Source organism: Kocuria coralli (assembly GCF_008831305.1).
Classification (GTDB): domain Bacteria; phylum Actinomycetota; class Actinomycetes; order Actinomycetales; family Micrococcaceae; genus Kocuria; species Kocuria coralli.
Map to the genome: position 1 here is coordinate 1 of NZ_ML708636.1, position 24,914 is coordinate 24,914.

General features: G+C 66.4%; 21 protein-coding genes and 2 pseudogenes. 16 read left to right on the top strand and 7 right to left on the bottom strand.

Annotation, left to right across the window (positions count from 1 at the left end; translation table 11 throughout):
- Together FCK90_RS14605 and FCK90_RS14610 are read left to right on the top strand one after the other, a co-directional pair.
- Nucleotides 1-284: integrase core domain-containing protein (locus FCK90_RS14605; RefSeq protein WP_220433357.1), on the top strand; the 284-nt coding region annotated here is incomplete at its 5' end.
- 24 nt (nucleotides 285-308) lie between these two features.
- A pseudogene (locus tag FCK90_RS14610) lies at nucleotides 309-1,520 on the top strand (IS1634 family transposase); the annotation flags it as partial.
- Nucleotides 1,521-1,621: 101 nt separating this feature from the next.
- On the opposite strand, the pseudogene FCK90_RS14615 reads toward FCK90_RS14610, so the two are convergent.
- Nucleotides 1,622-1,922: pseudogene (locus FCK90_RS14615) on the bottom strand (DNA cytosine methyltransferase); the annotation flags it as partial.
- A gap of 353 nt (nucleotides 1,923-2,275) precedes the next feature.
- On the opposite strand from FCK90_RS14615, the gene FCK90_RS14620 reads away from it, so the two are divergent.
- The 6 genes from FCK90_RS14620 to FCK90_RS14645 all read left to right on the top strand — a co-directional run bounded on the left by FCK90_RS14620 (nucleotide 2,276) and on the right by FCK90_RS14645 (nucleotide 9,982).
- Nucleotides 2,276-3,352, top strand: coding sequence for a tyrosine-type recombinase/integrase (locus FCK90_RS14620; RefSeq protein ID WP_246180461.1), 1,077 nt, complete (start codon nucleotides 2,276-2,278; stop codon nucleotides 3,350-3,352).
- A gap of 14 nt (nucleotides 3,353-3,366) precedes the next feature.
- Nucleotides 3,367-3,687 carry a helix-turn-helix domain-containing protein gene (locus tag FCK90_RS14625; RefSeq protein WP_246180456.1) on the top strand — a complete coding sequence of 107 codons (321 nt, stop codon included), beginning with the start codon at nucleotides 3,367-3,369 and terminating at the stop codon, nucleotides 3,685-3,687.
- Entirely contained in the window at nucleotides 3,684-5,222 is a 1,539-nt protein-coding gene (locus FCK90_RS15470; protein ID WP_181954340.1) for a hypothetical protein, read from the top strand. The genes FCK90_RS14625 and FCK90_RS15470 overlap by 4 nt, the downstream gene beginning before the upstream one ends.
- Before the next feature lie 7 nt (nucleotides 5,223-5,229).
- Complete coding sequence (locus tag FCK90_RS14635) at nucleotides 5,230-5,733, top strand: ClbS/DfsB family four-helix bundle protein (protein WP_158035045.1); 504 nt, start codon at nucleotides 5,230-5,232, stop codon at nucleotides 5,731-5,733.
- A 134-nt stretch (nucleotides 5,734-5,867) separates the two neighbouring features.
- A complete protein-coding gene (mobF, locus tag FCK90_RS14640; RefSeq protein ID WP_246180457.1) occupies nucleotides 5,868-9,491 on the top strand; it encodes a MobF family relaxase in 3,624 nt (1,207 codons plus the stop codon).
- Between the two features lie 140 nt (nucleotides 9,492-9,631).
- Nucleotides 9,632-9,982, top strand: coding sequence for a sulfate permease (locus tag FCK90_RS14645; RefSeq protein WP_158035046.1), 351 nt, complete (start codon nucleotides 9,632-9,634; stop codon nucleotides 9,980-9,982).
- Nucleotides 9,983-10,105: 123 nt separating this feature from the next.
- Here the strand turns inward: FCK90_RS14645 and FCK90_RS14650 are convergent, their stop codons facing one another.
- From FCK90_RS14650 to FCK90_RS14670, 5 genes are all read right to left on the bottom strand, one after another.
- Nucleotides 10,106-11,485: an IS1380 family transposase gene (locus FCK90_RS14650; RefSeq protein ID WP_158035047.1), complete on the bottom strand. Its 1,380-nt coding sequence runs from the start codon at nucleotides 11,483-11,485 to the stop codon at nucleotides 10,106-10,108.
- A 138-nt stretch (nucleotides 11,486-11,623) separates the two neighbouring features.
- Nucleotides 11,624-12,265 carry a dTMP kinase gene (locus tag FCK90_RS14655; protein WP_181954341.1) on the bottom strand — a complete coding sequence of 214 codons (642 nt, stop codon included), beginning with the start codon at nucleotides 12,263-12,265 and terminating at the stop codon, nucleotides 11,624-11,626.
- Nucleotides 12,252-12,938, bottom strand: coding sequence for a histidine phosphatase family protein (locus FCK90_RS14660; RefSeq protein ID WP_181954342.1), 687 nt, complete (start codon nucleotides 12,936-12,938; stop codon nucleotides 12,252-12,254). Before FCK90_RS14660 ends, FCK90_RS14655 begins: the two co-directional genes overlap by 14 nt.
- A 4-nt stretch (nucleotides 12,939-12,942) precedes the next feature.
- Nucleotides 12,943-14,325, bottom strand: coding sequence for a hypothetical protein (locus tag FCK90_RS14665; RefSeq protein ID WP_158035050.1), 1,383 nt, complete (start codon nucleotides 14,323-14,325; stop codon nucleotides 12,943-12,945).
- 170 nt (nucleotides 14,326-14,495) lie between these two features.
- A complete protein-coding gene (locus tag FCK90_RS14670) occupies nucleotides 14,496-14,807 on the bottom strand; it encodes a hypothetical protein (RefSeq protein ID WP_181954343.1) in 312 nt (103 codons plus the stop codon).
- A gap of 517 nt (nucleotides 14,808-15,324) precedes the next feature.
- On the opposite strand from FCK90_RS14670, the gene FCK90_RS14680 reads away from it, so the two are divergent.
- The 5 genes from FCK90_RS14680 (at nucleotide 15,325) to FCK90_RS14705 (ending at nucleotide 19,023) form a co-directional block, all read left to right on the top strand.
- Nucleotides 15,325-15,642: a transposase gene (locus FCK90_RS14680; protein WP_158035051.1), complete on the top strand. Its 318-nt coding sequence runs from the start codon at nucleotides 15,325-15,327 to the stop codon at nucleotides 15,640-15,642.
- Nucleotides 15,643-15,659: 17 nt separating this feature from the next.
- Entirely contained in the window at nucleotides 15,660-16,589 is a 930-nt protein-coding gene (locus tag FCK90_RS14685) for an integrase core domain-containing protein (RefSeq protein ID WP_246180459.1), read from the top strand.
- Between the two features lie 704 nt (nucleotides 16,590-17,293).
- Complete coding sequence (gene hxlB, locus FCK90_RS14695; RefSeq protein WP_158035053.1) at nucleotides 17,294-17,866, top strand: 6-phospho-3-hexuloisomerase; 573 nt, start codon at nucleotides 17,294-17,296, stop codon at nucleotides 17,864-17,866.
- Nucleotides 17,867-17,919: 53 nt separating this feature from the next.
- Nucleotides 17,920-18,543 (top strand): 3-hexulose-6-phosphate synthase, encoded by a 624-nt coding sequence (gene hxlA / locus FCK90_RS14700; RefSeq protein WP_158035054.1) that lies wholly within the window; start codon nucleotides 17,920-17,922, stop codon nucleotides 18,541-18,543.
- Between the two features lie 198 nt (nucleotides 18,544-18,741).
- The gene (locus tag FCK90_RS14705) at nucleotides 18,742-19,023 is read left to right on the top strand and encodes a hypothetical protein (RefSeq protein WP_158035055.1); all 282 of its coding nucleotides are present in this window, start codon (nucleotides 18,742-18,744) and stop codon (nucleotides 19,021-19,023) included.
- Nucleotides 19,024-19,373: 350 nt separating this feature from the next.
- On the opposite strand, the gene FCK90_RS14710 is transcribed toward FCK90_RS14705, so the two are convergent.
- A complete protein-coding gene (locus tag FCK90_RS14710; protein ID WP_158035056.1) occupies nucleotides 19,374-20,567 on the bottom strand; it encodes an alcohol dehydrogenase catalytic domain-containing protein in 1,194 nt (397 codons plus the stop codon).
- A 225-nt stretch (nucleotides 20,568-20,792) separates the two neighbouring features.
- On the opposite strand from FCK90_RS14710, the gene FCK90_RS14715 reads away from it, so the two are divergent.
- The 3 genes from FCK90_RS14715 (at nucleotide 20,793) to FCK90_RS14725 (ending at nucleotide 24,891) form a co-directional block, all read left to right on the top strand.
- Nucleotides 20,793-23,474, top strand: coding sequence for an excinuclease ABC subunit UvrA (locus FCK90_RS14715; RefSeq protein WP_158035057.1), 2,682 nt, complete (start codon nucleotides 20,793-20,795; stop codon nucleotides 23,472-23,474).
- A gap of 549 nt (nucleotides 23,475-24,023) precedes the next feature.
- Nucleotides 24,024-24,572, top strand: a complete 549-nt coding sequence (locus FCK90_RS14720; protein WP_158035058.1) for a type 1 glutamine amidotransferase domain-containing protein — start codon at nucleotides 24,024-24,026, stop codon at nucleotides 24,570-24,572.
- 7 nt (nucleotides 24,573-24,579) lie between these two features.
- Nucleotides 24,580-24,891 (top strand): putative quinol monooxygenase, encoded by a 312-nt coding sequence (locus FCK90_RS14725; RefSeq protein WP_006215294.1) that lies wholly within the window; start codon nucleotides 24,580-24,582, stop codon nucleotides 24,889-24,891.
- The last annotated feature ends 23 nt before the right edge of the window (nucleotides 24,892-24,914 follow it).

Sequence of the window (24,914 nt, forward strand, 5' to 3'; positions counted from 1 at the left end):
GAGTTGACAACTATAGGAGCGTCAACGCCTTGGCCGAGGCCTTCAACTCGCTGTTCAAGGCCGAGTGCATCCGCAACCCGATGATGCGCCCTAAGGGCGGGTGGGCGTCGGTCCGCGACGTCGAGATCGCGGTCGCCGAGTACGTCGACTGGTACAACCACCGGCGCCTGCACGGCGAGATCGGACACATCCCGCCCGCCGAGTTCGAGGCCGCCCACTGGGCATCCCACAAGCCCGTCAGCTACGTTGAAGAACAGGTTCCCGTCGGAGCCGGTTCCAGATAACCGAGCCTCCACAAAACCCGGGGCGCTTCAGGGGACGAGGTGTTCCGCCAACTGGTTCTGGCGCGGATCATTGAGCCGACGAGCAAGTTCGACTCGTTGCGTGTGCTCGCCGAGGCCGGCATCAGCACCGTGTCCTACCCGACGATCACGCGTCGGCTTCGGGTCTATGCCGCCGAGGGATGGCGTGAGCAGCTCGCCGCAGCTTGCGCGCGGCACGCGAACCTGGGTCCGGCCACGCTCGTGCTCTATGACGTGACGACGCTGTATTTCGAGACGCACGAGGGTGATGGGTTTCGTGAGTCGGGGTTCTCCAAGGAGCGGCGCCTGGAGCCACAGATCACCGTGGGACTGCTCACTGACGCTGCCGGGTTCCCGCTGATGGTCAACGCGTTCGAGGGCAACAAGGCCGAGACCACGACGATGGTGCCCACGCTCAAGGCGTTCATGACCACCCACCACCTACGCGACGTGGTGATCGTGGCCGACGCGGGGATGATCTCCGAGGCGAACATGCGCGCGATCGAAGCCGAGGGCCTGTCCTTCATCCTGGGCGCGAAGACCCCCCAGGTGCCCTACCCGATCTCCCAGTGGTATCGCGAGCACCCCGACCAGCAGATCCCCGATGGGCACGTCTTCACCCAACCGTGGCCTGCCAGTCCCTCGGACAAGCGCCGTGACCAGGTCTTCTACTACCAGTACTCAGCCGACCGCGCCCGGCGCACCCTGCACGGTATCGACGCCCAGGTTCGCAAGGCCGAGGACGCCGTCGCGGGGCGCACCTCGGTTAAGCGCAACCGGTTCGTCCACCTCACAGGTGCGAGCAAGTCGGTGAACCGGGAACTGGAAGCCAAAGCGCGTTCCCTGGCCGGGATCAAGGGCTACGTCACGAACATCGCCGACCCCAACCCCGAGATGGTCATCGGTGCCTACCGGCGTCTGCTGCAGATCGAGAAGTCGTTCCGCATGGCCAAGTCCGACCTCGCGGCCAGGCCCATCTTCGCCCGCACCCGCGACAGCATCGAAGCCCACTTGACCATCGTGTTCGCCGCGATCGCCGTGGGCAGGTGGATCGAGGAGACCACTGGGTGGTCCCTGAAGAAGTTCGTCAAGACCGCCCGCCGCTACCGCACCTACGAAATCGAAGCCAGCGGCCACACGATCGAAGCCGCCGAACCACTACCCGCCGACCTCGCCACCGTCCTCGAGGCCATCAAGACCCGCGCCGCTGGACACTAACCTGATCAAAGTCGGGCCGTGTCGCGGGTGAGGACAGCAGCCCGCGGACGTTCTCGATGACGACCCATTCGGGCTGGAGCACGTCGATGGCCGCGGCCATNCGACGGTGGAAACGTCCTGGCACGGGAACCCGCCGATGAGGATGTCCACGGGCTCGACCTGGCTCCAGTCGATGGCCGTAATGTCACCGAGGTTCGGGGCCACGGGCCAGTGGCGGGAGAAGACACGGGCGACGGGCTCGTTGAGTTCGGAGAACCACACGGTCCTGGCATTGAAGACGTGCTCGACGGCGAGGTCGAGGCCGCCGTAGCCGCTGAACAGCGACCCGATCCTGAGTTCTGAGCCGCCGCTGGCGTCGAGGTCGTGCATGAAGTCCGCTCCGGTGACGGTCGTCCCCGGCATCGCCTCGTCACGAAGCTGATGCCGAGCTGGTCACCTGTCAGGTGCACGGCTCCGACACACCCGCCGCTCACCGAGCCCTGATCGACTCCGCGAGTCGCGCCACTGCCTCCGGTCTCTGCTCGCGCCCTGTTCGAGGTCACACGCGTCTTGCAGATCGAGGTTGAAGGTCCCGAATCAACGCAGAGTTGACACTGCGGGCGGGCGCGGGGGTGTGAATGCCTCTGCGGTCCGTGAGGGCCTCGTTGTCTGTCACGGGTATCGACGCGGTGTGGTAACTTCAGGTTGGCATTGTCTAATTGGAGTTTACCTTTGGGGTGGGGTTGTCGATCGAGGTTCCGGGGTCTTCGCACTTGGTGCTGGCTTCCGGGGTCGTGCATCTGGACGAGCAGGCGGCGGTGTTCGAGGCGATGCTTGTCGGCTGGGAGCGGCAGCAGAAGTCGCGTCTACTGTCGGAGGCGACGATCGAGCCCCGGATCGCGCTGCTGCGACGGTTCACCGAGTTCGCGGGGTCGTTCCCGTGGGAGTGGAACGCGGGCGACGTGGAGGACTTCACGGTCTCACTGATGAGCGGCGGCGCGCGGTTGGCGCCGTCGACAATCCGCGGCTATCACCTGACGTTGCGGATGTTCTGCGACTACCTGCTCGACGGGCGCTATGGGTGGACGGCCGAGTGCGAGCATCGGTTCGGGGCGATCCCGTCGCAGGTCTGTCACGACTTCAACACGGTCGCGCATCTGAGCGAGTACGAGGGGCGGCCGGGCCGGCGGCCGTTCACCTACGACGAGTTGCAGCACCTGTTCGACTTTCTCGATACCCGCGTTGAGCGGGTGCAACGCTCGGGCCGCAAGGGCGCGTGGGCCGCGTTGCGGGACGCGCAGATGATCAAGACCTGTTACGCCTACGGGTTGCGCCGTCGGGAGCTCTGCAACCTCGACGTTGCGGACCTGCGCCCGAACCCGCACATGCGCCAGTGGGGCAGATACGGGGCGGTGCATGTCCGCTACGGCAAGGGCGTGCGCGGCGGCACACCGCGCCGGCGCACGGTGCTCACCGTCCCGGAGTTCGACTGGGCCGTCGACGGGCTGCGGCAGTGGGTCGAGCAGGCCCGTCCGCTGCTGGAGCCGGGGACGAGGGACGCGCTCTGGCTGACTGAGCGCGGGCAGCGAATCTCGGTGAAGACGATGGATCACCGCTTCGCCTGGCTGCGCGAGCAGGCCGGGCTCGACGCGGACCTGTCGCTGCACTGCCTGCGGCACTCGTATGTCACGCATCTGATCGAGTTCGGCTACCCGGAGCGGTTTGTCACCGAGCAGGTCGGCCACTCCTACGCCTCCACGACGGCGATCTACACGTCGGTGTCGAACGACTTCAAGACCAAGACCCTCAAGGCCGCGCTCGCGCGCGTTTACGAATCTACGGAGGAACGATGACGAGGAAGCTGACGATGCTCTGGCATCTGCGCCAGCTCATGGCCGCGAAGGGGATGTTCCAGACCACCGACCTGATGGAGCCGCTGCACGAGCGCGGCGTCGAGCTGTCCCGTCAGATGGTGCACCGGATCGTCACCAAGCCGCCGCAGCGGATCAACACCGACCTGCTCGCTGCGCTCTGCGACATCCTGGAATGCACCCCCTCCGACCTGCTTGAACTGCACGTCGACCACCAGCGCGCGACGAAGACGGTCAATGATCGCGGAGGTCCCGGGATCGGCGACCTGCGGCCAGTTCGTGCCCGAGTGCGCCGCCCTGACGGCATCGAGGAGTGACCGAGTCCCGGTTTCGGGAATGCGTGCGCTGCAGGCTGGTCGGCACGACGGTGATGCTGCCGACCGGGCCGATTTGCTACCGCTGCCGACGCAACATCGCCTACCACCCCGCGGTCTGTCCCGAGTGCTTCGAGCTACGCCCGATCGCCTACCCCTCGATGTCGAGCTACGGGGTCCTGGTCTGCGCAGGATGCGCGGGCGAGGAGTCGGTGTTCGCCTGCGCCGAGTGCGGCCGCGAGGACCACCCCTACGGCGCCACTCGCTGCGCCCGCTGCATCCTCGCCGAGCGCCTGGCCGAGCTGCTCACCGACCCCGGCACCGGGACGATACATGCCGGACTGCGGCCCCTCCACGACGAACTGGCCGCCGCAACCCGCCCGCAGAGCGTCATCACCTGGCTGAAGAAGCCGCCCGCGACCGGCGCGGAGCTCCTCGGACGCATGGCCCGCGGCGAGCTGCCGATCAGTCACGACACGTTCCGGGCGCTGCCCGCCGACCGCTCACACAACTATCTTCGCGAGCTGCTCACCAGCGCTGGAGTCCTGGCCCCGTATCACCCGCCGATCGAGCAGATCGAGCGATGGCTCGCTGACCTTCTTGACGGCCTCGACCACGACACCGCAGCCGTCATCTCCCGCTACGGACGCTGGCATCATCTGCGTCGGCTTCGCGGCCTGGCCGAGCGCGGGACTCTCAGCAAGGCATCGATCTATAGCGCACGTTCGAAGATCAACGGCGCGATCCGGCTCGCCCAGTGGGCAGCCGCGCGCGGAATCACAGTCGATCAACTCACCCAGACGGAACTCGAGCGCTACCTCGCCGATCATCCTGGTGGACGCACCAGCGAGCAGTCCTTCGTCGCCTGGCTGCGCCGCACTCGCACGAACACCCGCGTCAACATCCCATGGCGCGAGGAGACGATCCCCCAGGTCGTCGTGTCCGACGCCGACCGCTGGAACCAGATCAACCTCCTGCTCCACGACGACACGATCGGCCTCTACGCCCGCATCGGCGGCCTGTTCACGCTGCTGTTCGCCCAGCCCCTCGAAACGATCGTCGCGATGCGCACCGACCAGATCACCATCGAAGAGGACGGCCCGGTCCTCGTCGCCTTCGACGCCATCCCGATCGAGATGCCACCCGGAATGGACGAACTGATCCGCCGCTACCTCGGCACACCTCGCACGCCGTCGATCGCGAGCCGGGACCACGGCTGGCTGTTCCCCGGCAGACACCCCGGCCGTCACATGGTCCGAGAAAACTTCCGCGCCAAGCTCGTCGCCAACGGCATCCGACCCGGCCAGTCCCGTCACGTCGCGATGTTCGCCCTCGCCGGCGAAGTCCCGGCCCCGATCCTCGCCGAACTCGTCGGCATCGCCGACAAGACCGCCGTCAAATGGGCGGCCCTCGCCGCCCGCGACTGGGCCGGCTACATCACCGACCGCAACGAAGCCTTCAGGTCGACGAACAGAACTCATAGGATTGAGAACGAGATCCCAGGCGCGGACACGACATCTCTACCCGCGCAGAGCTGAGGCACTGATGGCCGTTCCTGCGACCAAGGATGATCTTCTCGCAGCGATCGAGAAGACCTTCACACAACTAGACAAGGACCTGGACCGGGTCCCTGCCGCTGCCACGCGGCAAGCTGTCCTGGATGGGCACGTGAAAGGGACCACGATGAGTCCCGCGGACCTCGTGGCCTACCTGATCGGCTGGAACCAGCAGGTCCTCACCTGGCACCGCCGACGCGCCGAAGGGCTGCCCGACGAGTTCCCCGCTCCCGACATCAAATGGAATGAACTCGGCCAGCTCGCTCAGCGCTACTACGCCGAACACGAAACCGACACCTGGGAGAGCCTGCGCACCCAACTCGTCGAGGCGAAGAACCAGATCATCACACTGGTCAAGGGCTACTCGAACGACGAACTCTACGGCGATCCCTGGTACGGCAAATGGACCATGGGTCGGATGATCTCCTTCAATACCTCATCGCCCTATGCCAACGCCCGCGGTCGCATTCGAGCCTGGCTCCGCACCCTCTGAACCGGCCCGCCCACGCTCGCACGCGGAGCATTCGCTCCACTCAAATACGACACCTGCACCAGTAGACCGAGCATTCCCGCGGCCGAGATCACCGGGTGCGGGTGCTCACCTGCCCGGCAGGCGCGGAGGTGAGCATGACGGTTTCGATGCGTGTGATGTCGGCGGGTGATGGCTACAAGTACCTGCTCAAGACGGTTGCGGCAGCCGACGGGAACAGACCACTCTCCACGCCGCTCACGCGCTACTACATGGAGGAAGGCACCCCGCCTGGTCGTTGGCTCGGCGCGGGCGTAGCGGCCCTCGGCAAGGGCGAGATTCAGGTGGGTGACCGAGTATCGGAGCACCAGCTCCAGCTCCTGATGGGAACTGGCCATGATCCGATCACCGACGAGCCGCTCGGTCGTGCCTTCGCGACCTACAAGAGCCAGGAAGAGCGGATCGAGGCGCGGATCGCCGACCTCGACCCGACGATGACGCCTGGGGCCAAGGGCGAGGCCGTCGCGCAGATCGTTGCCGAGGAGACTGCCCGGAGCACGCGACGCGCGGTGGCGGGCTTCGACTTCACCTTCTCCATCCCGAAGTCCGCGAGCGTGTTGTGGGCAGTCGCCGATGCCGGAGTGCAGGCACTGATCGGCGAGGCGCATCATCGAGCGGTTGCGGAGGTGGTTGCGTTCATGGAACGTGAGGTTGCAGCCACCCGCACGGGCGCAACCGCCGGGGACGGCGCGGTTGCGCAGGTCGATGTCACCGGGCTCATCGCGACCGCGTTCGATCACTTCGACTCTCGCGCCGGCGACCCTCACCTCCACACGCACGTCGTCATCAGCAACAAGGCCAAGACCGTCCTCGATGGGAAGTGGCGCTCGCTTGACGGCCGACCGATGCACGCCGCCGTCGTCGCGCTCTCCGAGCTACACGAAGCGGTGTTCGCTGACCACATGACCCGCACCTTCGGCGTCTCCTGGGAGGCGCGCGAGATGGGCCGGGACCGGAACCCAGCGTGGGCGATCACCGGCGTGCCGGAGGAGCTGGTCGCGGAGTTCTCCACCCGCGCCCGCCACATCGACGCGGAGAAGAACCGGCTCATCGACGAGTACGTTGCCCAGCACGGACGCCAACCATCGAACGCGACGATCCTCAAACTGCGAGCCCAAGCCACACTCGCGACCCGCCCCGAGAAGCAGGTCCGATCCCTTGCTGACCTGACCGCCGAGTGGCGAACGCGAGCGAGCAAGACCCTGGGCCAGGACGCGACGTCGTGGGCGCGCGAGGTCACCGACAACGACAAGCCGATGCTCCTGCGTGCCGACGACGTGCCGCTCGACGTGATCGGCGAGCTGGGGCGTACGGTCGTCGAGGTGGTCGGTGAGAAGCGGTCGACCTGGCGGCGATGGAATCTCATGGCCGAGGCGTCCCGGCAGACGATGGGGTGGCGGTTCGCCACCATGCAGGACCGGGGAGCGATCGTCGCGATGATCGCCGACGCCGCCGAGCTCGGCTCGCTGCGGCTGACGCCACCTGAGCTCGCCACCTCGCCGGTCGTGTTCCGTCGCCCCGACGGCACCTCGGTGTTCCGTCCGAAGAGCTCGACCGTGTTCACCTCCGAGTCCCAGCTCGCGGCCGAGGACAGACTCCTCGAACGAGCAGCCAACCTCGGCGGGCCGACGGTGACGCTTGCCACGGTCGAGAAGATCACGTACAGACCCGACGCGGACGGTCGGATGCTCGGCGATGACCAAGCCGATGCCTTGACCCGGATCGCGGTGTCGGGTCGGATGCTCGATGTCCTCGTCGGTCCCGCCGGGGCGGGCAAGACAACCGCTATGAACGCGCTCCGCCGCGCGTGGGAAGCCGAGCACGGCTCCGGGGCCGTCGTCGGGCTCGCGCCGTCGGCGGTTGCTGCCCAGGTTCTCGCCGAAGACCTTGGGATCGAGACTGAGAACACGGCGAAGTGGTGGCAGAACCACCTCGTCCACGGCACCACCTTCGAGGCGGGCGAGCTCGTCATCATCGACGAAGCATCCCTCGCAGGCACCCTGTCACTGGACCGCATCACCCACCTCGCCCAAGACGCTGGCGCGAAGGTGCTGCTGGTCGGCGACTACGCCCAACTGCAATCCGTGGACGCCGGTGGAGCGTTCGCGATGATCGCCAGAGACCGGGCCGACACCCCTGAACTGGTCGATGTTCACCGCTTGACCCACGCCTGGGAGAAGACCGCCTCACTCGAGCTTCGTCACGGGCGTACGGCCGCTATCGACACCTACCTCGCCCACGAGCGCATCACCGACGGCGACGCCGAGGCCGTGACCGATGCCGCCTACAACGCCTGGCGCGCCGACCGCGACGCGGGACTGGTCTCGGTACTGATCGCCGAAACCCACGAAGACGTGACCATGCTGAACCGACGCGCCCGAGCCGACCTGATCCTCAACAAGACCCTGAAACCCGACCGCGAAGTCGAGCTGCGCGACGGCACCGCCGCCGGCGTCGGGGACACCATCATCACGCGCCTCAACAACCGGAACCTCCGCACCCTGGCCGGACGGGACTGGGTACGCAACGGCGACATCTGGACCATCACCGCCGTCGGCGACGACGGGACCATCACCATCGCACGCGACTACGGGACCGGCACCACCGTCCGCGACGACGGAACCATCAGGGCTCGCAGGCGTGGGCGCAGGTTCGGCGGCAGCATCGTCCTCCCAGCGGCGTACGTGGCCGAGCATGTCGATCTCGGCTATGCAGTCACCGCCTACCGCGCCCAAGGCATCACGACCGACACCGCGCGCGTGTTGGTCGAGCCGACCTCGACGAGGGAGACCTTCTACGTTGCGATGACCCGAGGACGGCACTCGAACCACGCCTACGTGACCCTCGACCGCGCCGACGACCACGCGCAGCCACACCCTGGCGACGACCCGCATGCCACCGCGCGAAGCGTGCTCTACGGAGTTCTGCAGCACAGCGGAGCCGAGCTCTCGGCGCACGAGACCCTCGTCGCCGAGCACGAGCTGTGGGGCTCGATCGCCCAGCTCGCCGCCGAGTACGAGACCATCGCCGCCGCAGCCCAACACGACCGCTGGGCGACCCTCGTCCGTGGCTCCGGGCTTACCGATGAACAGGCCGAGGGCGCCATTGAGTCCGAAGCGTTCGGTCCACTCGCGGCCGAGCTTCGCCGGGCTGAAGCGAACCATCACAGCGTCGATGCGTTGCTGCCGCGTCTCGTGGCCGCACGAGGGTTCGGCGACGCTGACGACATCGCCGCCGTCCTCCACTACCGGGTCGAGCGCGCGACCGCCCGGCCCGCAGGCTCCGGCAGGACCCGCAAGCCGCCGCGACTCATCGCCGGCCTTATCCCACAGGCGCACGGAGTCATCGACACCGAGATGCGGACAGCGCTCGACGAACGCGAATCACTGATCGAGCACCGCGCCGACTCCGTACTCGAAGTTGCGCTGACCGAGAGCGCACCGTGGACGACTGCACTCGGAACGCCGCCTACCGACCGACGACGAGCCGCGGCCTGGCGCAAGTCTGCACGAGTGGTCGCCGTCTACCGCGACCGCTACCGCATCACCGACGACGCGCCCCTCGGCGCCCCGCCCGAATCAGCCGCGCAGAAGATCGACGCTGCGAGGGCGCGATCCGCGCTCGACCACGTACGTCAGCTGGCCGCTGATGAGAGCCGTCAGGCAGAGGCCGGTCTCCAGTCCGCAAGGCGCGACCAGTCCGGCCCCGGGCGCAGCATCTGACCCTTCCCAATGTCGGGGCCGCGGCGTAGCCTTGAAGGTGAGGCGGATTTCTCCTTACCTTTGGGCCGCTCGCGGCAGACCTTCGGGTCACTCTCCACGCACCGTCTCGACAACGACTCGCGTGTTGAGAGGAGCCCATCATGATCCGCCTACTGTGGACAGCCAGCGCCGAGGTCCGCTACTTCCTGCGCCGATACATGCCGAGCAACGATCTGCTCGACCTGATCCGCACCCGGAAGGGACTGAAGTGGGGCGTGCCAGCGATGCTCCTCGCCGGCCCCTACCTGGCCGCCGCCTTCTGGTGCACCACGCTCATCGAGAGTGGCGGCCCAGGGTGGCTCCACCTCGTAGTCCTGCTCTGCATCTGGAACGCTCTCAAGATGCTGGCCATTGGCACCTTCAGCGTCGTCCTCCTCACGAAGGCTCGCGTCCATGAGTACCGCGCGCAGCGGCAGGAACGCTCCGCCTCAGCCTGGATCCACCGGCGTTGACTTGTGAGCGGTGATTTTGGTGGTTCGCGGTGGGGCTCGGGTAGTGGGCGTGGCGGGTCTGCCGGTCTGTTCCGGCTCTTCCACTTGAGGTCCTTGGGGTTGCGCCCTTTGTGGGCTGGTTGGTCAGATCGCGATGGCGGGGGGTGGGCCGGTCGCGGTCGCGGTTGACCAGAGCAGTTGCCATCGGGGCGCCCAGGGCCAGTGGGTGGGTAGGTGCAGGACGAGCCGTCGGGCGGTGGTGGCGATCCGGGCGGGGATGTTGATGAGCCGGGTCCGCAGGGTGGCCCATCGGGCGGTGTGCATCGCGGCGGCGGCTGCGGTGGCGCGGGCGATGTTGAACGCGATCACCGCGCAGGCGACCCAGGCGGCGTTGGCTGCGTACTTCCCCGATGGCAGGTGGGCCAGCGGTCCGTCCTTGAGTTCGGCGATGACCTGCTCGACCAGGGCGTGGTCGCGGTGACGCTGATCGGCCTGGACCATGGGCAGGGTGGTGTTGGTGATGAAGGCGTGGTGGCGGTAGGTCGCGAACAGTTCGCCCTGCTCGCTGCCATCGGAGGTCAGCGGCTGGCGTCGCTTGACCCGGCGCACGATCAGCCGGCAGTCCACGTGCTGGTGCTTGCGGCGGGAGGTGAACGCGATGAACGGGACCTCGGCGACCTCCGCGTCGGAGATCCAGCGTTGCTCGGTTTCGTCATAGACGGCGTTGGGGTACTCGATCGCTTGCCACGCGTCGGGATCGATGCTGGTGATCGCGGCGGTCACGCTCGGTGTCATCCGGGCAGTGACCGAGAACCACGCCGCGTGCCGGATCGCGGTGCCCACGAACGCCCACCCGTAGTAAGCCGAGTCCGCCCGGCACATGATCTGTCCGGTGACCCCGGCGGCCCGGGCGGTCGTGATGGCCTGGGCCAGCATCCGCCCGGCCCCGGCAGCGGAAGCGGTGTTGCCCCTGCGCAGCCGGGCGCGGGCGATGACCGGTGAGGCGGTCGGGGTCGAGATCGTGGCGAGCTGGATGTTGAGACCGCGGACCTTGGTGTACCCGAAGGCGGCACCCTGCTTGGCGTAGCCGTGGACCTCCCGGACGGTGTCATCGACATCGACGAACGCGATCCCCTCGGCATCGGCCCCGGCGAGCAGACCCGGCACCCGCACGCTCAGCCCGGCCAGCACGGCGGCGCTGACCTTGTCGAGCTGCTGGACATGCCCGTAGGTGAACGAACGCAGGAACGTGCCCAGCGTCGAGGGCGCCCGGATGCCGTCGAACAACCTGCCCATCGCGCCGTGACGCAGCAGGTCCAGGTCGTCGATGGAGTCCGCGCCCGCGAGCATCCCTGCAACCACGCTGGCCGTCTTGACCCCGGCGTTGGGCGAGGGCACCGTCACCCCCTCGAGCAGCTCATACAGGCCAGCCGCTTCGGCCAACCGCAGCGCCGGGACCAGACCCCCGGCCGACACCAGATTCGGATCATCGAACACCGGCCGGATCGTGTGCGAAGCTCTCACTTACGAGGTGCCCTTCTTGAGCGGCTGGGTGTGGACGTCGCAATCGACATCCTCCCCGCTCAGAAGGGCACTCTCGTGCTACGCCACGCACGCACCACCCACCACCACCGGTGGATCAGGGCTCAGGTCAACCGAGAACTAGATTTCGTGAGCCTCAATCGCCGCAATCATCTGATTGCCAGACCCACTGATGTCATTGACTAATGTATCAATCATGACGCATCCCGGATTAGAAGCCGCGTATGCGTGGATGTTTGCGTCATACTGCTCGAAGTATCGGCGATTGACCTCTTTCCCCAACCGGTCCTTCCGAGAAAGCTGCTCTCTTTGCGACGACCGCGTCCAGCACGTCTCGAAGTCAGCCTCACAAACTAAGGTAAGCGCACTCTGGTAATAGTCTCCCAACTGCACGAGGAGACTCTCGAACGCAGCACGCTCGACGCCTAGGTAGTCGAGCCACGACACAAGACTCACGAAGCCCCGATCGCAAACGACAATATCGTTATGCTGCAGGGATTCTGACACTATGCCAAGCCGTTCAAACTCGACTGCGATCCGGAGCAGAATCTCCGCATTAGGGTCGGGACGCTGATCCTCTCGTTCAAGAATTTTCGCGATATCCACCAACTGCGATTCAGCCTTCCGGCCGACGACACGAATCGAGGCATTTGGAAGTCGCCGTCTTAACTCGCTGATCAGTGTCGATTTTCCTGAGCCGTCGTATCCCTCAAAGACGACTACCTTGCCAGCCCTGCGCGCCACGTCATTACCAAACGCCATATGATTCCCCCGTCCAGTGCTCATTTACCCTTGCCTGCACCATATTCCCCAAGTTACTCTCGATGTCTCCAAGAATGATTCTTGGGTCGATCGCTATCCTTAGATAACCGGCGAAGGCAACGTTGTAAACCCCTCCCGCATGAAGTTGCGTGTCCCAGCTTCGAGCGCCCAGGTTCGCGATAATGTTCAGGGTGCTGTAGTGAGTAACGATCAGCAGGAACTGCTCGTTACTCTGCAGAACGCGATGTAGACCCCTCGCGACCCGTAGTATCTGAAGTTCGACGCTCTCCTCGTTGAATCGTGGACAGAGGAACCGCTCACCGTAGGAAAGCTGAAGGTAGCCTGGGTGCTCTCGAGCGACGTACTCCTCCGTTACTGACTCAAGCTCCCCAGAGTGATACGCGCGGAATTCGGGAACCAGCTCAACTTGCGACTGGGGGAAGAGATGTTCAGCAGTCTGTGTACAACGAAGCAGAGGTGATGAGAGCACCTTTTGCCCGTCGAAGCCGCCTAGATCCCGCCTGGTTTGGCGGAGCTGCGCTTGGTAGCCCTGTGCAAGTGGTGCGTCGTACAGTCGACCCCAGAGACCCTCCTGGGCGCGCGTGCTCGAAGCGTGTCGGACGAGCACGAGTTCAGTTCTTGGAGATTGATGCTTGTGCGACTCGAACTTCATCGGTTCACGCCCGAGTGATCGTGACATCTGGGTAGACTCTCACTCCACTGCGAGCGGACACCTCTAGTTCGACTGGCTGGGACGGCGAATAGTACTTCGCGACGGTCTGCAGCACAAACAATGTGGCAAATCCAGCCGGCACCACAGCGGGCATTGGCCCGGACACTGCCATGGCCCCTGTCGCCGCTGCGGCGGTGCTAGTCGCATAGGAGAGAAATCCCTGAACGACACCAGAGACTTTTTCAATCGTCCGAGTGAGATCGGTCGCGCCTGAGATGAACTGCGGGCGAAGCCCGAAGACACCGATATCTTTCCCGACATGTTTCCGGATCTCCACTGCGTAGCGACGCAGCGATTCCACAAGCTCGGCTTGCCGCGACTGGTCTTGAGGCGAAGCGCGCCAATGCGCCAGGGACTCGAAGTACCGGTCACACGTGGGAGATCTTCGAATTGCTAGTAGCGCGTCACCACTCACTGTACGGAGGTGGTCAACACGCGGCAGACGAAGCACCAAGTCGACGTGCTCATCGGATTGCACACCTCCGACGGTCAGATCATCGGTGGCCACCAGCGCATCGTCTCGCCATAGGTCCATAGCGGCGACGAAGTAGTTCCACCGCGGGCTCCCCGGGGAGGTAAGAATCGTGTCTGCGAGGCTCCGATTGTATAGTTCACACGCGATCGTGTAGAACATGCGTAGGTCACGCTCGGCCGAGCTTCCAACTCGCGACTTAGCTTGGTCTAGAAGAGCTCCCATGCTCTCAATACGGCCACAGTCATGGCCGAGTAGTCGCTCTCCGGAGACTTGAATGAGCTGGCTGAGGAGGAGCCCATCCGAGTTCAAAAGCTTGCCGGATCGCTCCAAGCCCGCTTCTAGTTCGCCCCCGATCCATTCCCTGCTTCGATTCCAGAAGCCCAGAAAGTCATCTGGATCCACCTGGTACTCCAGAATGGGAGGTGCGTCCGAAGTCATGTATCGCGAGAATGCTGCTCCGAAATCCCTCGAATTGTCAGCAGACATCCAATGCTCGGGTACGAACTTTGTTCTATCTAATCGCTCCGCCACGTCGCTGGCGCCCTGAATAAACCCGCGGCGATCATCTCTCGTCATGCGCTCTAGCTGCTCTGAAAGTGACTTACCTTCCTGGCGGAGGTACGGGACGACGAACCCGTTTCTTAATCCCGTTTCGAGCCAAGAGTCGCGTGACTGATATCTCTTCTGGTGCGCGCCGACACGCGCACCCTGCAGTAAATAATGGTCCGGGATCGCTATGGTCGGCTGAAGGAGCAAATTATAAAGGAGGCTGCGATCGAAGACATCTTGCGACACGGCGAAATGGTAAAAGCCATGTCCGGCCGAGAAAAGAACTGCTTCATTCTCTTCCATTCCCTCCTCCTCTCCTGGCACCGGCGCGCCCGGCAGCGGCAACTTATCCGACGGGCATCACAATACCGTCGCCACGGTCGCCGGGTGGGTTGGACGTCAGATGGCTCACCGATCCCGGTTCTCAGGCCCGAGGCCGTAGTCGCTAGCTAGAGGTTCTTACGGCGACACTTCTACCGCGGCCACCTCTGGTCGCTGTGCTGCGAATGACCGCAGCCCTTCTCAGGTACGAGCCCAGCCTCGACCAGGGCCGCGCGCACAGACTTGCGATCTACACCCATCCGACGGCCGATCGCTCGCATCGAGACCCCGGCTCGGGCGAGGCACACGGCCTCTGCTTTCTCGTCGATCCCCAGCCCCGGGCGGCGGCTCGGCACGTTGCGGCGGCGCAGGTGGGAGAACACCGTTGCGCGGTGGATGCCGTACCTCTCAGCGAGCGCCTTGACGCTCATCCCGGCCAGGTAGTCGCCGACGAGCGCGTCCACCTCGGAGGCGGTGAGAAAAGTTTGAGCCGTCTCGACAGTCCTCACAACAGGGCCACGATCGTCCTTCGGAGCGCCATTCTGGGGGCGCCGAGAGACCTCGTAGACCCCACGGTCTATGCGGTTGACCAGGGTTTTCGTCTTGGGGGCGGAGTTGCCGAACGTACTACTCAGGCACCCCAAATGGGTCAGGTTTGAACTTTCGACTAAGGGACCGCCCTTGGTCGAAGTTCGGGCCTGGCCCAGTTTTCTTGCCTCGGCGGCCCACGTGAGCGCGTCGGCTTGCAACCCATCGATGCTCAGCCCGTCGTACGGTGTCCTGTAGCCGACCCGAACGTCGTTGTCCTCATCGACGTAGATCGCCTTGAACAGCGCCTGGTTGCACAGCCGACGGTTCGCGTCGTCGGCTGTCTTGTAGATGTCGGCCGCGTTCGACAGCAGGGTCGATTTGTCGCGCGTCAGACTATGTGGCAGGGGTAGTTAGTTGCTGAGGTAACGTCCCTATCGAAAGGTCTGAATCATGAGTCGTCCCCCGACGATCCCGGCGGAGAAGAAGCTCCGCATCGTGTTGTCCGTGCTGCAGGGTGAGATATCTATTGCTGAGGCGGCCCGTCGTGAGAAGGTGTCTGAGCAGGCGATCGGGAACTGGAAGCGTCAGTTCCTCGAGGGCGGGAAGGCCGGCATCGAGGCGGGCAAGTCCAAGCCCTCGACGCGGGAGCAGCAGCTCGAAGACGAGGTCGCCGAGCTGACCCAGGCCCTCGGTGAGGCGGCGGTCGAGATCCGTGTGTGGAAAAAGAGCGCCGAGGGCCGTCTGGGCCCTTCGAGGACCTCGAGGTGATCCGTGTGGAGGCGGGCATGTCGACTGCGAGGTTCTGCAAGCTGATCGACATGCCCGAGCGCACCTGGCGGCGCTGGCAGGCCAAGGCGAAGGCCGAGCAACCGGTGAAGGGTCCGTGGCCACAGCCGGCGCGGGATGCGGCCCGGCCGCTGGTCACCGCGCATGCGCTGGCGAAGCCGGAGTGGGGTCATCGGAAGATCTGGGCGATGACCCGCCACGACGGGCATAAAGTGTCGCAGACGACCGTGCTGCGGCTGCTGCGCGATGACGGGCTGATCCTGCCGTCGGAATATCAGAAGCAGCGTCGGGAGCTGGCGAAAGACCGCAAGGCCGCGTTCGCGAGGAACCCGACGGGACCGAATCAGGTGTGGCAGCTGGACTTCAGCGAGGTCGAGACCACCACCGGCGGGACGTGGCGGATCGCGGGGTGCAGGGACTGGTTCTCCAAGGTCGAGCATCCGTTTCACACGTCACCGACGGCGAATCAGCATGACGCGATCGCAGCGATCGAGCTCGCCCTCGCCGACTACGAGGTCATGTTCGGGCACCCGCTCGTCGACCAGTGCGAGGTCGATGCCGAGACCGGGGAGCTGCTGCCCGTCGTCACGATCGTCACGGACAATGGTGGCCCGTTCCGGTCGCTGAACTTCGAGCTGTTCATCATGCGCCACCCCGAGCTGCGGCACGTGCGCACCCGAGTGAAATCACCCGGGCAGAACGGGTCCCGCGAACGCGGGTTCGGGACGCTGAAATACGAGCGGCTGTTCCTCGACGACATCCCCGACGCGCTCACGCTCGTCGAACGCGCCGAGGACTACCGCATCGAGTACAACGAGATCCGTCCTCACGAGGCCATCGCCTGGAACCGGCCGATGGAGGTGCACCTGGGCCTGGCCGACCCCACCATCCCCAACTTCGAACGAGAACAAATCCTGCCAACTCCTTGACGCGGGACACAGTGGGATCTCGATCCGTAGCGTCGATCCCCAGCCCGGGGTCGTCTCCACGTCCATGGTTCCGTCGAGCGCCGCCACTCGCTCCACGATGGGACGCAGTGTGTCGTTGTCCGCCGTCACCGCGGTTCCCCCGTCGTCACGGACCTCCATCAGCAGGTTGCGGCCATCGCAGTCCCAGCCGATCCGGGCGCGTGCTGCGTCCGCGCGGTCCATGAGCGAGAGCACTGCTGTGCGGGAGATGGCGCGGGCTTCCCGAGCGACCGGGCCCGGCAGCGCCCGTCCTCGCGCAGGAGGCTCGGCGAACTGGACCTGCAGTGGCCCGGAGCGGATCAGAGGACGCAGTTCGGTGCGCAGGCGCGAGAATGCCTCGGCTACCGGCTCGAGCACGCTCTCGCGCTGCGCATGGACCGAACGAGCACGGATGAGTGCGGAGGAGGCGATCTCCGTGGCCTCCCTGCGCGCGGCAGCATCCGCGAGTCGGCCGGAGCGGAGCACGGCGAGGATCGATTCGAGGGTGATCGCATGCTGATCGGCCTGCTCGGTCAGGGCACGGTCCCGCGACAGGGAGCGGGCACGTTCCAGCGGGGTCGGGAGGTCGCTCACTCCGCTACTCTAGCCCGACCTGGGAGACCCATCCGATTGAACGGGGCGCCCCGCTCATCGGGCAGCAGTGGAGCGCCGCGGACCGGCCCAAGATGGTCGACATGGAAGAACGAGGCATTCAGGATTCGCTGACGCGGATCGTCAACGAGATCGAGGGGGCAGCTGCCCTTCCCGACGCGCCCGCGCTCGCGGCCGCCGTCGAGCTGACGGCGAACGCCCGGCGGGTCTTCGTCCACGGCGCTGGACGCTCCGGGCTCGCGCTGCGGATGACGGCCATGCGCCTCATGCACCTCGGACTGGAGGTCCACGTCGTCGGTGAGACGACGACCCCGGCGATCGGAGAGGGCGATCTGCTCCTGACCGCCAGCGGTTCCGGAACGACCTCGGGGGTGGTGAGCGCGGCTGAGACGGCGCGATCCGTCGGTGCCCGCGTCATCGGGATCACGACCGACCCCGAGTCACCGCTTGCTCAGCTGTCCCACGCCGTCCTGGTCATCCGTGCGGCGACGAAGACAGACCGGTCCGAGCAGCAGTCGGCCCAGTATGCCGGCAGCCTCTTCGAGCAGCTCCTCGTCCTCGTCGGCGACGCTCTGTTCGACGTCCTGTGGCAGAAGAGCGGACAGAGTGCGGATGCGCTCTGGCCCCGTCATGCCAATCTCGAATGACCTTTCTTCCCCGTTCCATCATCGACACCACCACGAGAAAGAGACACCCTGACATGCGTCTGCAGTTCGCCATGGACACCCTGACCACCGAGTCCGCCCTCGACCTCGCCGCGAAGGCCGCCCCCTACGTCGACATCCTCGAGCTCGGCACCCCTCTGATCAAGAGCGAGGGCCTCGCGGTGATCACGGCGGTCAAGGCCGCCCACCCCGACAAGACCGTCTTCGCCGATCTCAAGACCATGGATGCCGGCGAGCTGGAAGCTGACATCGCCTTCGCTGCCGGAGCCGATCTGGTCACCGTGCTCGGCGTCGCCGGTGACAGCACGATCGCCGGAGCGGTCACCGCGGCGACCAAGCACGGCAAGGGCGTCGTCGTCGATCTGATCGGCGTGTCCGACAAGGCCGCACGGGCCCGAGAGGTCGTCGCCCTCGGCGCCGTCTTCGTCGAGATGCACGCCGGCCTCGACGAGCAGGCGGAAGACGGCTACAGCCTCGACGCCCTGCTCGCCGCCGGCAAGGCCGCCGAGGTCCCGTTCTCCGTCGCCGGCGGCGTCAGTGCGGACTCCGTCGAGGCCGTCCAGCAGGCGGGAGCAGACGTGGCCGTCGCGGGCAGCGCCATCTACAGCGCATCGGACGTCGCCGCCGCGGCCGCCGCCATCCGCGCCGCCATCCGTTGACCACCGCCCAACGCATCCCGTGGTGAGGGGGCAGGTGACGGCACGCCCAGACCCTGTCCCCTCCCACCGGATGCGGTGGACTGATGCCGCAGACGATCCCCGCGTGGCGCAGAGCGCCACATGACCCTCCTCCCCGCAGGACGTGGCCGGCATCGGCGACGGTCGGAGGTCCGCTCGATCCCGGCGAGGGCTGCTGTCATGACGCGCATACGCCGGACTCCCCGCAACGGCTCGACCGACAGCAGCGGACTCCGGCTCATCGACCGCCGTCGGGGCCTCGGAGCACACGATCTCATCGAGCGTCCGGCGCGGGCGGCGGCGATGCTCTCGCAGAAGCGCTCGATCCGCGTCATGGTGATCGTGACGTGCCGGGCGGCGCCGCGGCGCATCCGGACGGCCCCGCCGTGGGCGATGTCGCTGCGGCCCCCTCGGACCTTCTCCGCGCCGGCCCCGGTGGTGGACCGGCACTCGTCCACGTGACACTCCCGCTGGAGCTCCCCGCCAGGACCGGCGCCGGGTGACACCGGTCCCTCCGCGACCTGCCCGCGCCGGCGGCCCTGGCACCCGTGATCGCCCCCCCTCGCCTCGCGAGGCGATCCGGAGCGGGAGGTGAGGGGCGTCAGGAGCGTCGCAGCGACCTGCCCCGTCTCCCCCGATCACGCCCCTGTGCACTCGTCACCGCCGCTGAGCTCCGGCATGCCGGCCCCACCTTCCCCGGGCCCGCGCCCGGGCATCGTCCAGGCCGGGATCGGCGACGGATCCGTGCACAGAGCCGGCCCGCGACCGCCGCAGGAGCGACGATCGCGGGCCGGGTGTATGACATCCCTGAATCAGGCGGGGATCATGCCATGCGGGTCGATGATGAACTTCTCCGAGACACCGGTGTCGAAGGCGGCGTAGGCGTCGGGGGCCTCGTCGAGGCTGATGACCTTGGTGTTGAGCATGTCGCTCAGGTACGGCATGCGGTCCCACAGGATCGACATCATCAGCTCACGGTTGTAGTGCATGATCGGGGCCTGGCCGCCGGAGATCCGAGGCGACTTGATCCACGCCTTGCCGAAGTCGAGCGAGAAGGTTCCCTCCTGCTCGGCCTTGGAGGAGGCCAGCGGGTCGGGGCCGTAGACGCCGACGATGCCGGTGGCACCGCCTGCGCGGGTGGCGTCCATGACCTGGTTGATGGCGTGGGCCGGGCTCATGTCCTCGGCCTCGCGGCCGATCCCGTGGGCTTCGTTGCCGACGTAGTCGACGGCGCAGTCCACCATGGGTTCGCCGAGGATGGCCTCGATCTGATCGGTCAGCGGCACGTCCTGGTTGAGGTCGATGGTCTCGCAGCCGTTGTTCTTCATCAGGTCCAGCCGGTCCTGATGGTAGTCACCGACGATGATGCAGGAAGCGCCCAGGAGACGGGCCGCCGCGGCGCCGCAGCGTCCCACAGGTCCGGCGCCGGCGATGTAGACGGTCGAGCCGGGCTTCGCCCCGGCCTCCATGAGGCCGTGGAACGCGGTGGGCAGGATGTCCGAGAGAAGGGCGAGGTCACGGATCTTCTCCATGGCCTGGTCCTTGTCCGGGAAGCGGAGCAGCTGGAAGTCGGCGTAGGGGACGAACATGTACTCCGCCTGCCCGCCCTGGAAATCACCCAGGTTGAACCCGTAGGCGCCGCAGGACACGTCGGGGTTCACGGTCTCGCACACCTCGGTGTGGCGGGCGCGGCAGTTGCGGCATCGGCCGCAGGCGACGTTGAAGGGGACCGAGACCAGGTCGCCTTCGGAGAGGAACTCGACGTCGGAGCCGACCTCGACGACCTCGCCGGTCATCTCGTGCCCCATCACCATGCCCTGGGGGACGGGGAAGGAACCGCGGTAGATGTGCAGGTCGGAGCCGCAGATATTGGTGGCGACGATCTTGAGGATGACGCCGTGCGGGGCGCTCTTGCCGTTCGGCATCTCGAGCTTCGGGAAGTCGAGGGTTTCGACGCGCATGTCCTTGACGTTCTGGAACACGACGGCACGGTTGCTGCTTGCCATGACGATCTCCTCCAGTTGTGGATGGCCCGGTCGCGGAAGTGCCACGGTCATGTGGATGCCCGTCGCCCGCGACCTCGGCCCTCGTCGAGCTTAGGCGAGGAGGAATCTCGCCGTCCACCGAGGTGCCCGCCCTGGCTGCGGCGATAGGCACCACGGGCAGGTGGACCGTGGAGGACCGGGCCATGCTCCGACCGATCGGTGGAACGTATTGCTAGTCTCGCCGGCATGGTCGAAGCACGCAGGTCCTCATCGTCGGACTCCTCACCCGTTCAGCCCGACGTGCTGGTGCTCGGCGCGCGCGAGCACAACCTCCAGGACATCGACCTGGCGGTCCCCCGCGACGCTCTGGTGGTGTTCACCGGCGTCTCCGGCTCGGGAAAGTCCTCCCTGGCCTTCGGAACCCTGTTCGCGGAGTCCCAGCGCCGTTACCTCGAGTCCGTCGCCCCCTACGCCCGTCGCCTCATCGACCAGGCAGGCGTCCCGGACGTCGACTCCATCACGGGCATGCCGCCGGCCGTCGCTCTTCAGCAGCAGCGCGGGGGCCGCAGCGCGCGGTCCTCGGTGGGCAGCATCACCACGCTCTCCTCGCTGGTGCGCATGCTCTACTCCCGGGCCGGCCACTACCCCGATGACCAGCCGATGCTCTACGCCGAGGACTTCTCCGCCAACACCGTGCAGGGCGCATGCCCGGAGTGCCACGGCATCGGCCGCGTGTACGAGGTCACCGAGGACACGATGGTCCCGGACCCCTCACTGACGATCCGCGAGCGGGCCATCGCCTCCTGGCCGACGGCCTGGCACGGTCATCAGCTGCGCGATGTGCTCGTCGCGCTCGGCTACGACGTCGATGTTCCCTGGAAGGATCTGCCGAAGGAGGATCGGGACTGGATCCTCTACACGGACGAGACGCCGTACGTCCCGGTCCACTCGCGCCTGACGCTCGCCGAGGCCCGGGCCGCGATCGCGGCTGGCGTCGAGCCGAGCTACTCGGGCACCTTCGTCGGTGCGCGCCGATACGTGCTCGACACGTTCGCGAACACCAAGAGCGGGTCGATGAAGCGGCGCGTGGCACAGTTCCTCACGGCCGCGCCCTGCCCTGCCTGCCACGGCAAGCGGCTGAAGCCGGAGGCTCTGTCGGTGACCTTCGAGGGCCTCGATGTCGCTGATCTCTCCGATCTGCCCCTCGCGGAGCTCTCGACGTTGATCGACGAGGCAGTCGAGCGGGCCACCGGCGATCTCGACGGGACTGAGACTGCCGGTCAGGCACTGGACGAGGCAGCCCGACGCGACGCTGTGCAGCAGCGCGTCGACGCTGGCGGATCAGCCCATGAGGCAGCCCCCGACGTACGCAGGACGCCGAACCACTCGGTGGAGAAGCTGGCCGCGATAGCGCGCCTGGGCGCAGAACTCGTCAACAGACTGCGGCCCATCATTGACCTCGGTCTGGGGTATCTCTCCCTGAGCCGCACCACCCCCACCCTCTCGGGTGGGGAGCTACAGCGACTGCGGCTCGCGACCCAGCTGACCTCCGAACTGTTCGGTGTGGTCTACGTGCTCGATGAGCCTTCCGCAGGGCTTCATCCGCAGGATGTCAGCGCGCTGCTCGGCATCCTCGACGGGCTCAAGCGCCGAGGCAACAGCCTGTTCGTCGTGGAGCATTCGGTGGACGTGATGCGGCACGCGGACTGGCTGGTCGACATCGGTCCCGGCGCGGGCGAGCGCGGCGGCCGCGTCATCTACAGCGGTCCCACCCAGGGACTCGCCGCGGTGGAGGAGTCCGTGACTCGCGGGTATGTCTTCGGGGGCAGCGGCCTGCCTCACCGGACCCCCCGGGAGCCAGAGGGATGGCTGCGGCTCGAGCACGTCACGCGCAACAACCTGCGCGACGTGTCGATCTCCCTTCCGATCGGGGCATTCACTGCCGTCACCGGAGTCTCCGGATCGGGCAAGTCGAGCCTGGTCAGCCAGGCACTGCCTGCGCTGCTCGGGGAGCGATTGGGGCGGGCTGTCCAGGCGGACGACGCTGCGGCCGCCGAGGGGGACGAGCTGTTGCTGTCGGACGAGCCCGAGGAGCTCGGGGGAACGGTCCAGGGAGACCTCTCTGGGGTGCGCCGCGTCGTGAGCATTGATCAGAAGCCCATCGGCCGCACCCCGCGCTCGAACGTCGCCACCTACACCGGCCTGTTCGACCACGTGAGGCGGAGGTTCGCCGAGACGCCCGAGGCTCGCGCGCGGGGTTATAAGCCGGGCCGATTCTCCTTCAACGTCACCGGCGGCCGCTGCCCCACCTGCGAGGGCGAGGGGTCGGTCATGGTGGAACTGCTCTTCCTCCCCTCGGTCTACACCGAGTGCCCCGACTGCCACGGAACCCGCTACCAGTCCAGCACTTTGGAGATCCTCTGGCGTGGCCGGAACATCGCGGAGATCCTCGCCATGAGCGTCGAGGAGGCGCACGAGTTCTTCGACGGCGAGTTCGACATCATGCGCTCGCTCACGGCACTGATCGACGTGGGCCTGGGCTACTTGCGTCTCGGGCAGCCGGCGACCGAGCTCTCTGGTGGTGAGGCGCAGCGCGTCAAGCTCGCCACCGAACTCCAACGTTCCCAGCGCGGGGACACCCTCTACGTCCTCGACGAGCCGACCTCGGGACTGCACTGCGCCGACTCCGACCGGCTCGTGGCTCATCTACAGACCCTCGTAGAAGCAGGCAACACCGTCGTCGCGGTCGAGCTCGACATGCGCGTGGTCGCCGCGGCCGACCACGTCATCGACCTCGGGCCCGGCGCGGGAGACGACGGCGGCACCGTGGTCGCCTCAGGCACCCCCGCGCAGGTCGCCTCGTCCGGAGCCGGTGCGTCGGCACCGTACCTCGAGGCCGCGCTCCGGGAGGCCGCCTCCCGGACGTGAGCGTCGTACGGCTGCGACGAGGGCGATGACCTCGTCGCAGGGAGCGCATCGGACGAGCAGGCTGCGTCACCTGATCGGTGACCTTCGCCGTGTGCCTTCCCCGCGCAGTCAGCAGGCGCTCCGCCCCGTCTGCGGATGAGGTCGGGAACCGGTGACCCTCGAACGACGCTGACCGGACGTCCTGCGGCGGCGTCGACGTCCTCGTGCCCCCGGCGTCCCGGCGTCCCGGACGAGATGGCGACGTGCGGCCCGTCCCTGACCAACGATGTCTATACTGGAAAGCGGGTCCGGCGCTCACACCCGGCCAGGCCCCGGTGAAGAACGACAACCGTCGATGACGGCAGGTCATCGTCGACCACAGGGCCGAAGCTTCTTCACCGTCTCCCAGGATCCGGCCCGAGAATCGGCAGCCAACACCTGTCGGCACTCCGATGAGCGCAACGACGACTGCACGCGAGTCGTCCTGCACCCGAACCGCGCTGCCCGGACGGACAGCGTGCGGCTCGCCCGCGAGGGCAGAGCGTCATCTTTCGCAGAACTGAGCAGAACATGGCAGACGAATTGCACGGCAAGCGGATAGCGATCCTGGCCGCGGACGGCGTCGAGCGCGTGGAGCTCGAACAGCCCAGACAGGCTCTGCAGGACGCGGGGGCCACCACCGAGCTGCTGTCGCTGCACGAGGGCGAGATCAAGGCCCGCAAGAACGACCTGGATGAGGCCGGAACGTTCCCGGTCGATGCCCTGGTGAAGTCCGCCTCGGCCGACGACTACGACGCCCTGCTGCTTCCGGGCGGCACGGTCAACCCCGACCAGTTGCGCGTGGACACCGACGCAGTCGGGTTCGTGCGCGACGTCATGGTCGCCGGCAAGCCCGTTGCCGCGATCTGCCACGGACCGTGGACGTTGATCGAGGCCGGTGTCGTGGAGGGTCGGACGCTGACCTCGTACCCGAGCATCCGCACCGACCTGCGCAATGCCGGGGCGAACGTCGTCGACGAAGAGGTGGCGCGCGACGGGAACCTGATTACCAGCCGCTCGCCCGAGGATCTCCCGGCCTTCAACGCCGCGATGGTCGAGCTGTTCAGCCAGGACAAGTGAGGACACCATGATCAACTCTGCATTGTCGGTCGTCGTGCACGCCAAGCCCGGGAAGGAGCAGGACGTCGCGGACTTCCTCCGCAGCGCCCGTCCCATCGTCGAGCAGGAGGAGGGCACGCGGGCCTGGTTCGCTCTGCAGTTCGACGAATCGACCTTCGGGATCTTCGACGTGTTCCCCGACGACGAGGCCCGCCAGACCCACCTCTCGGGTGGTGTCGGTCAGGCACTTGCTGCACAGGGAGCAGATCTGTTCAGCACCGAACCGAGCATCCAGAACGTCGACGTGATCGCGTACAAGCTGCCCGGCGAGACCTCCTAGTGTCGCGTTTCTGAAGTTGGTTT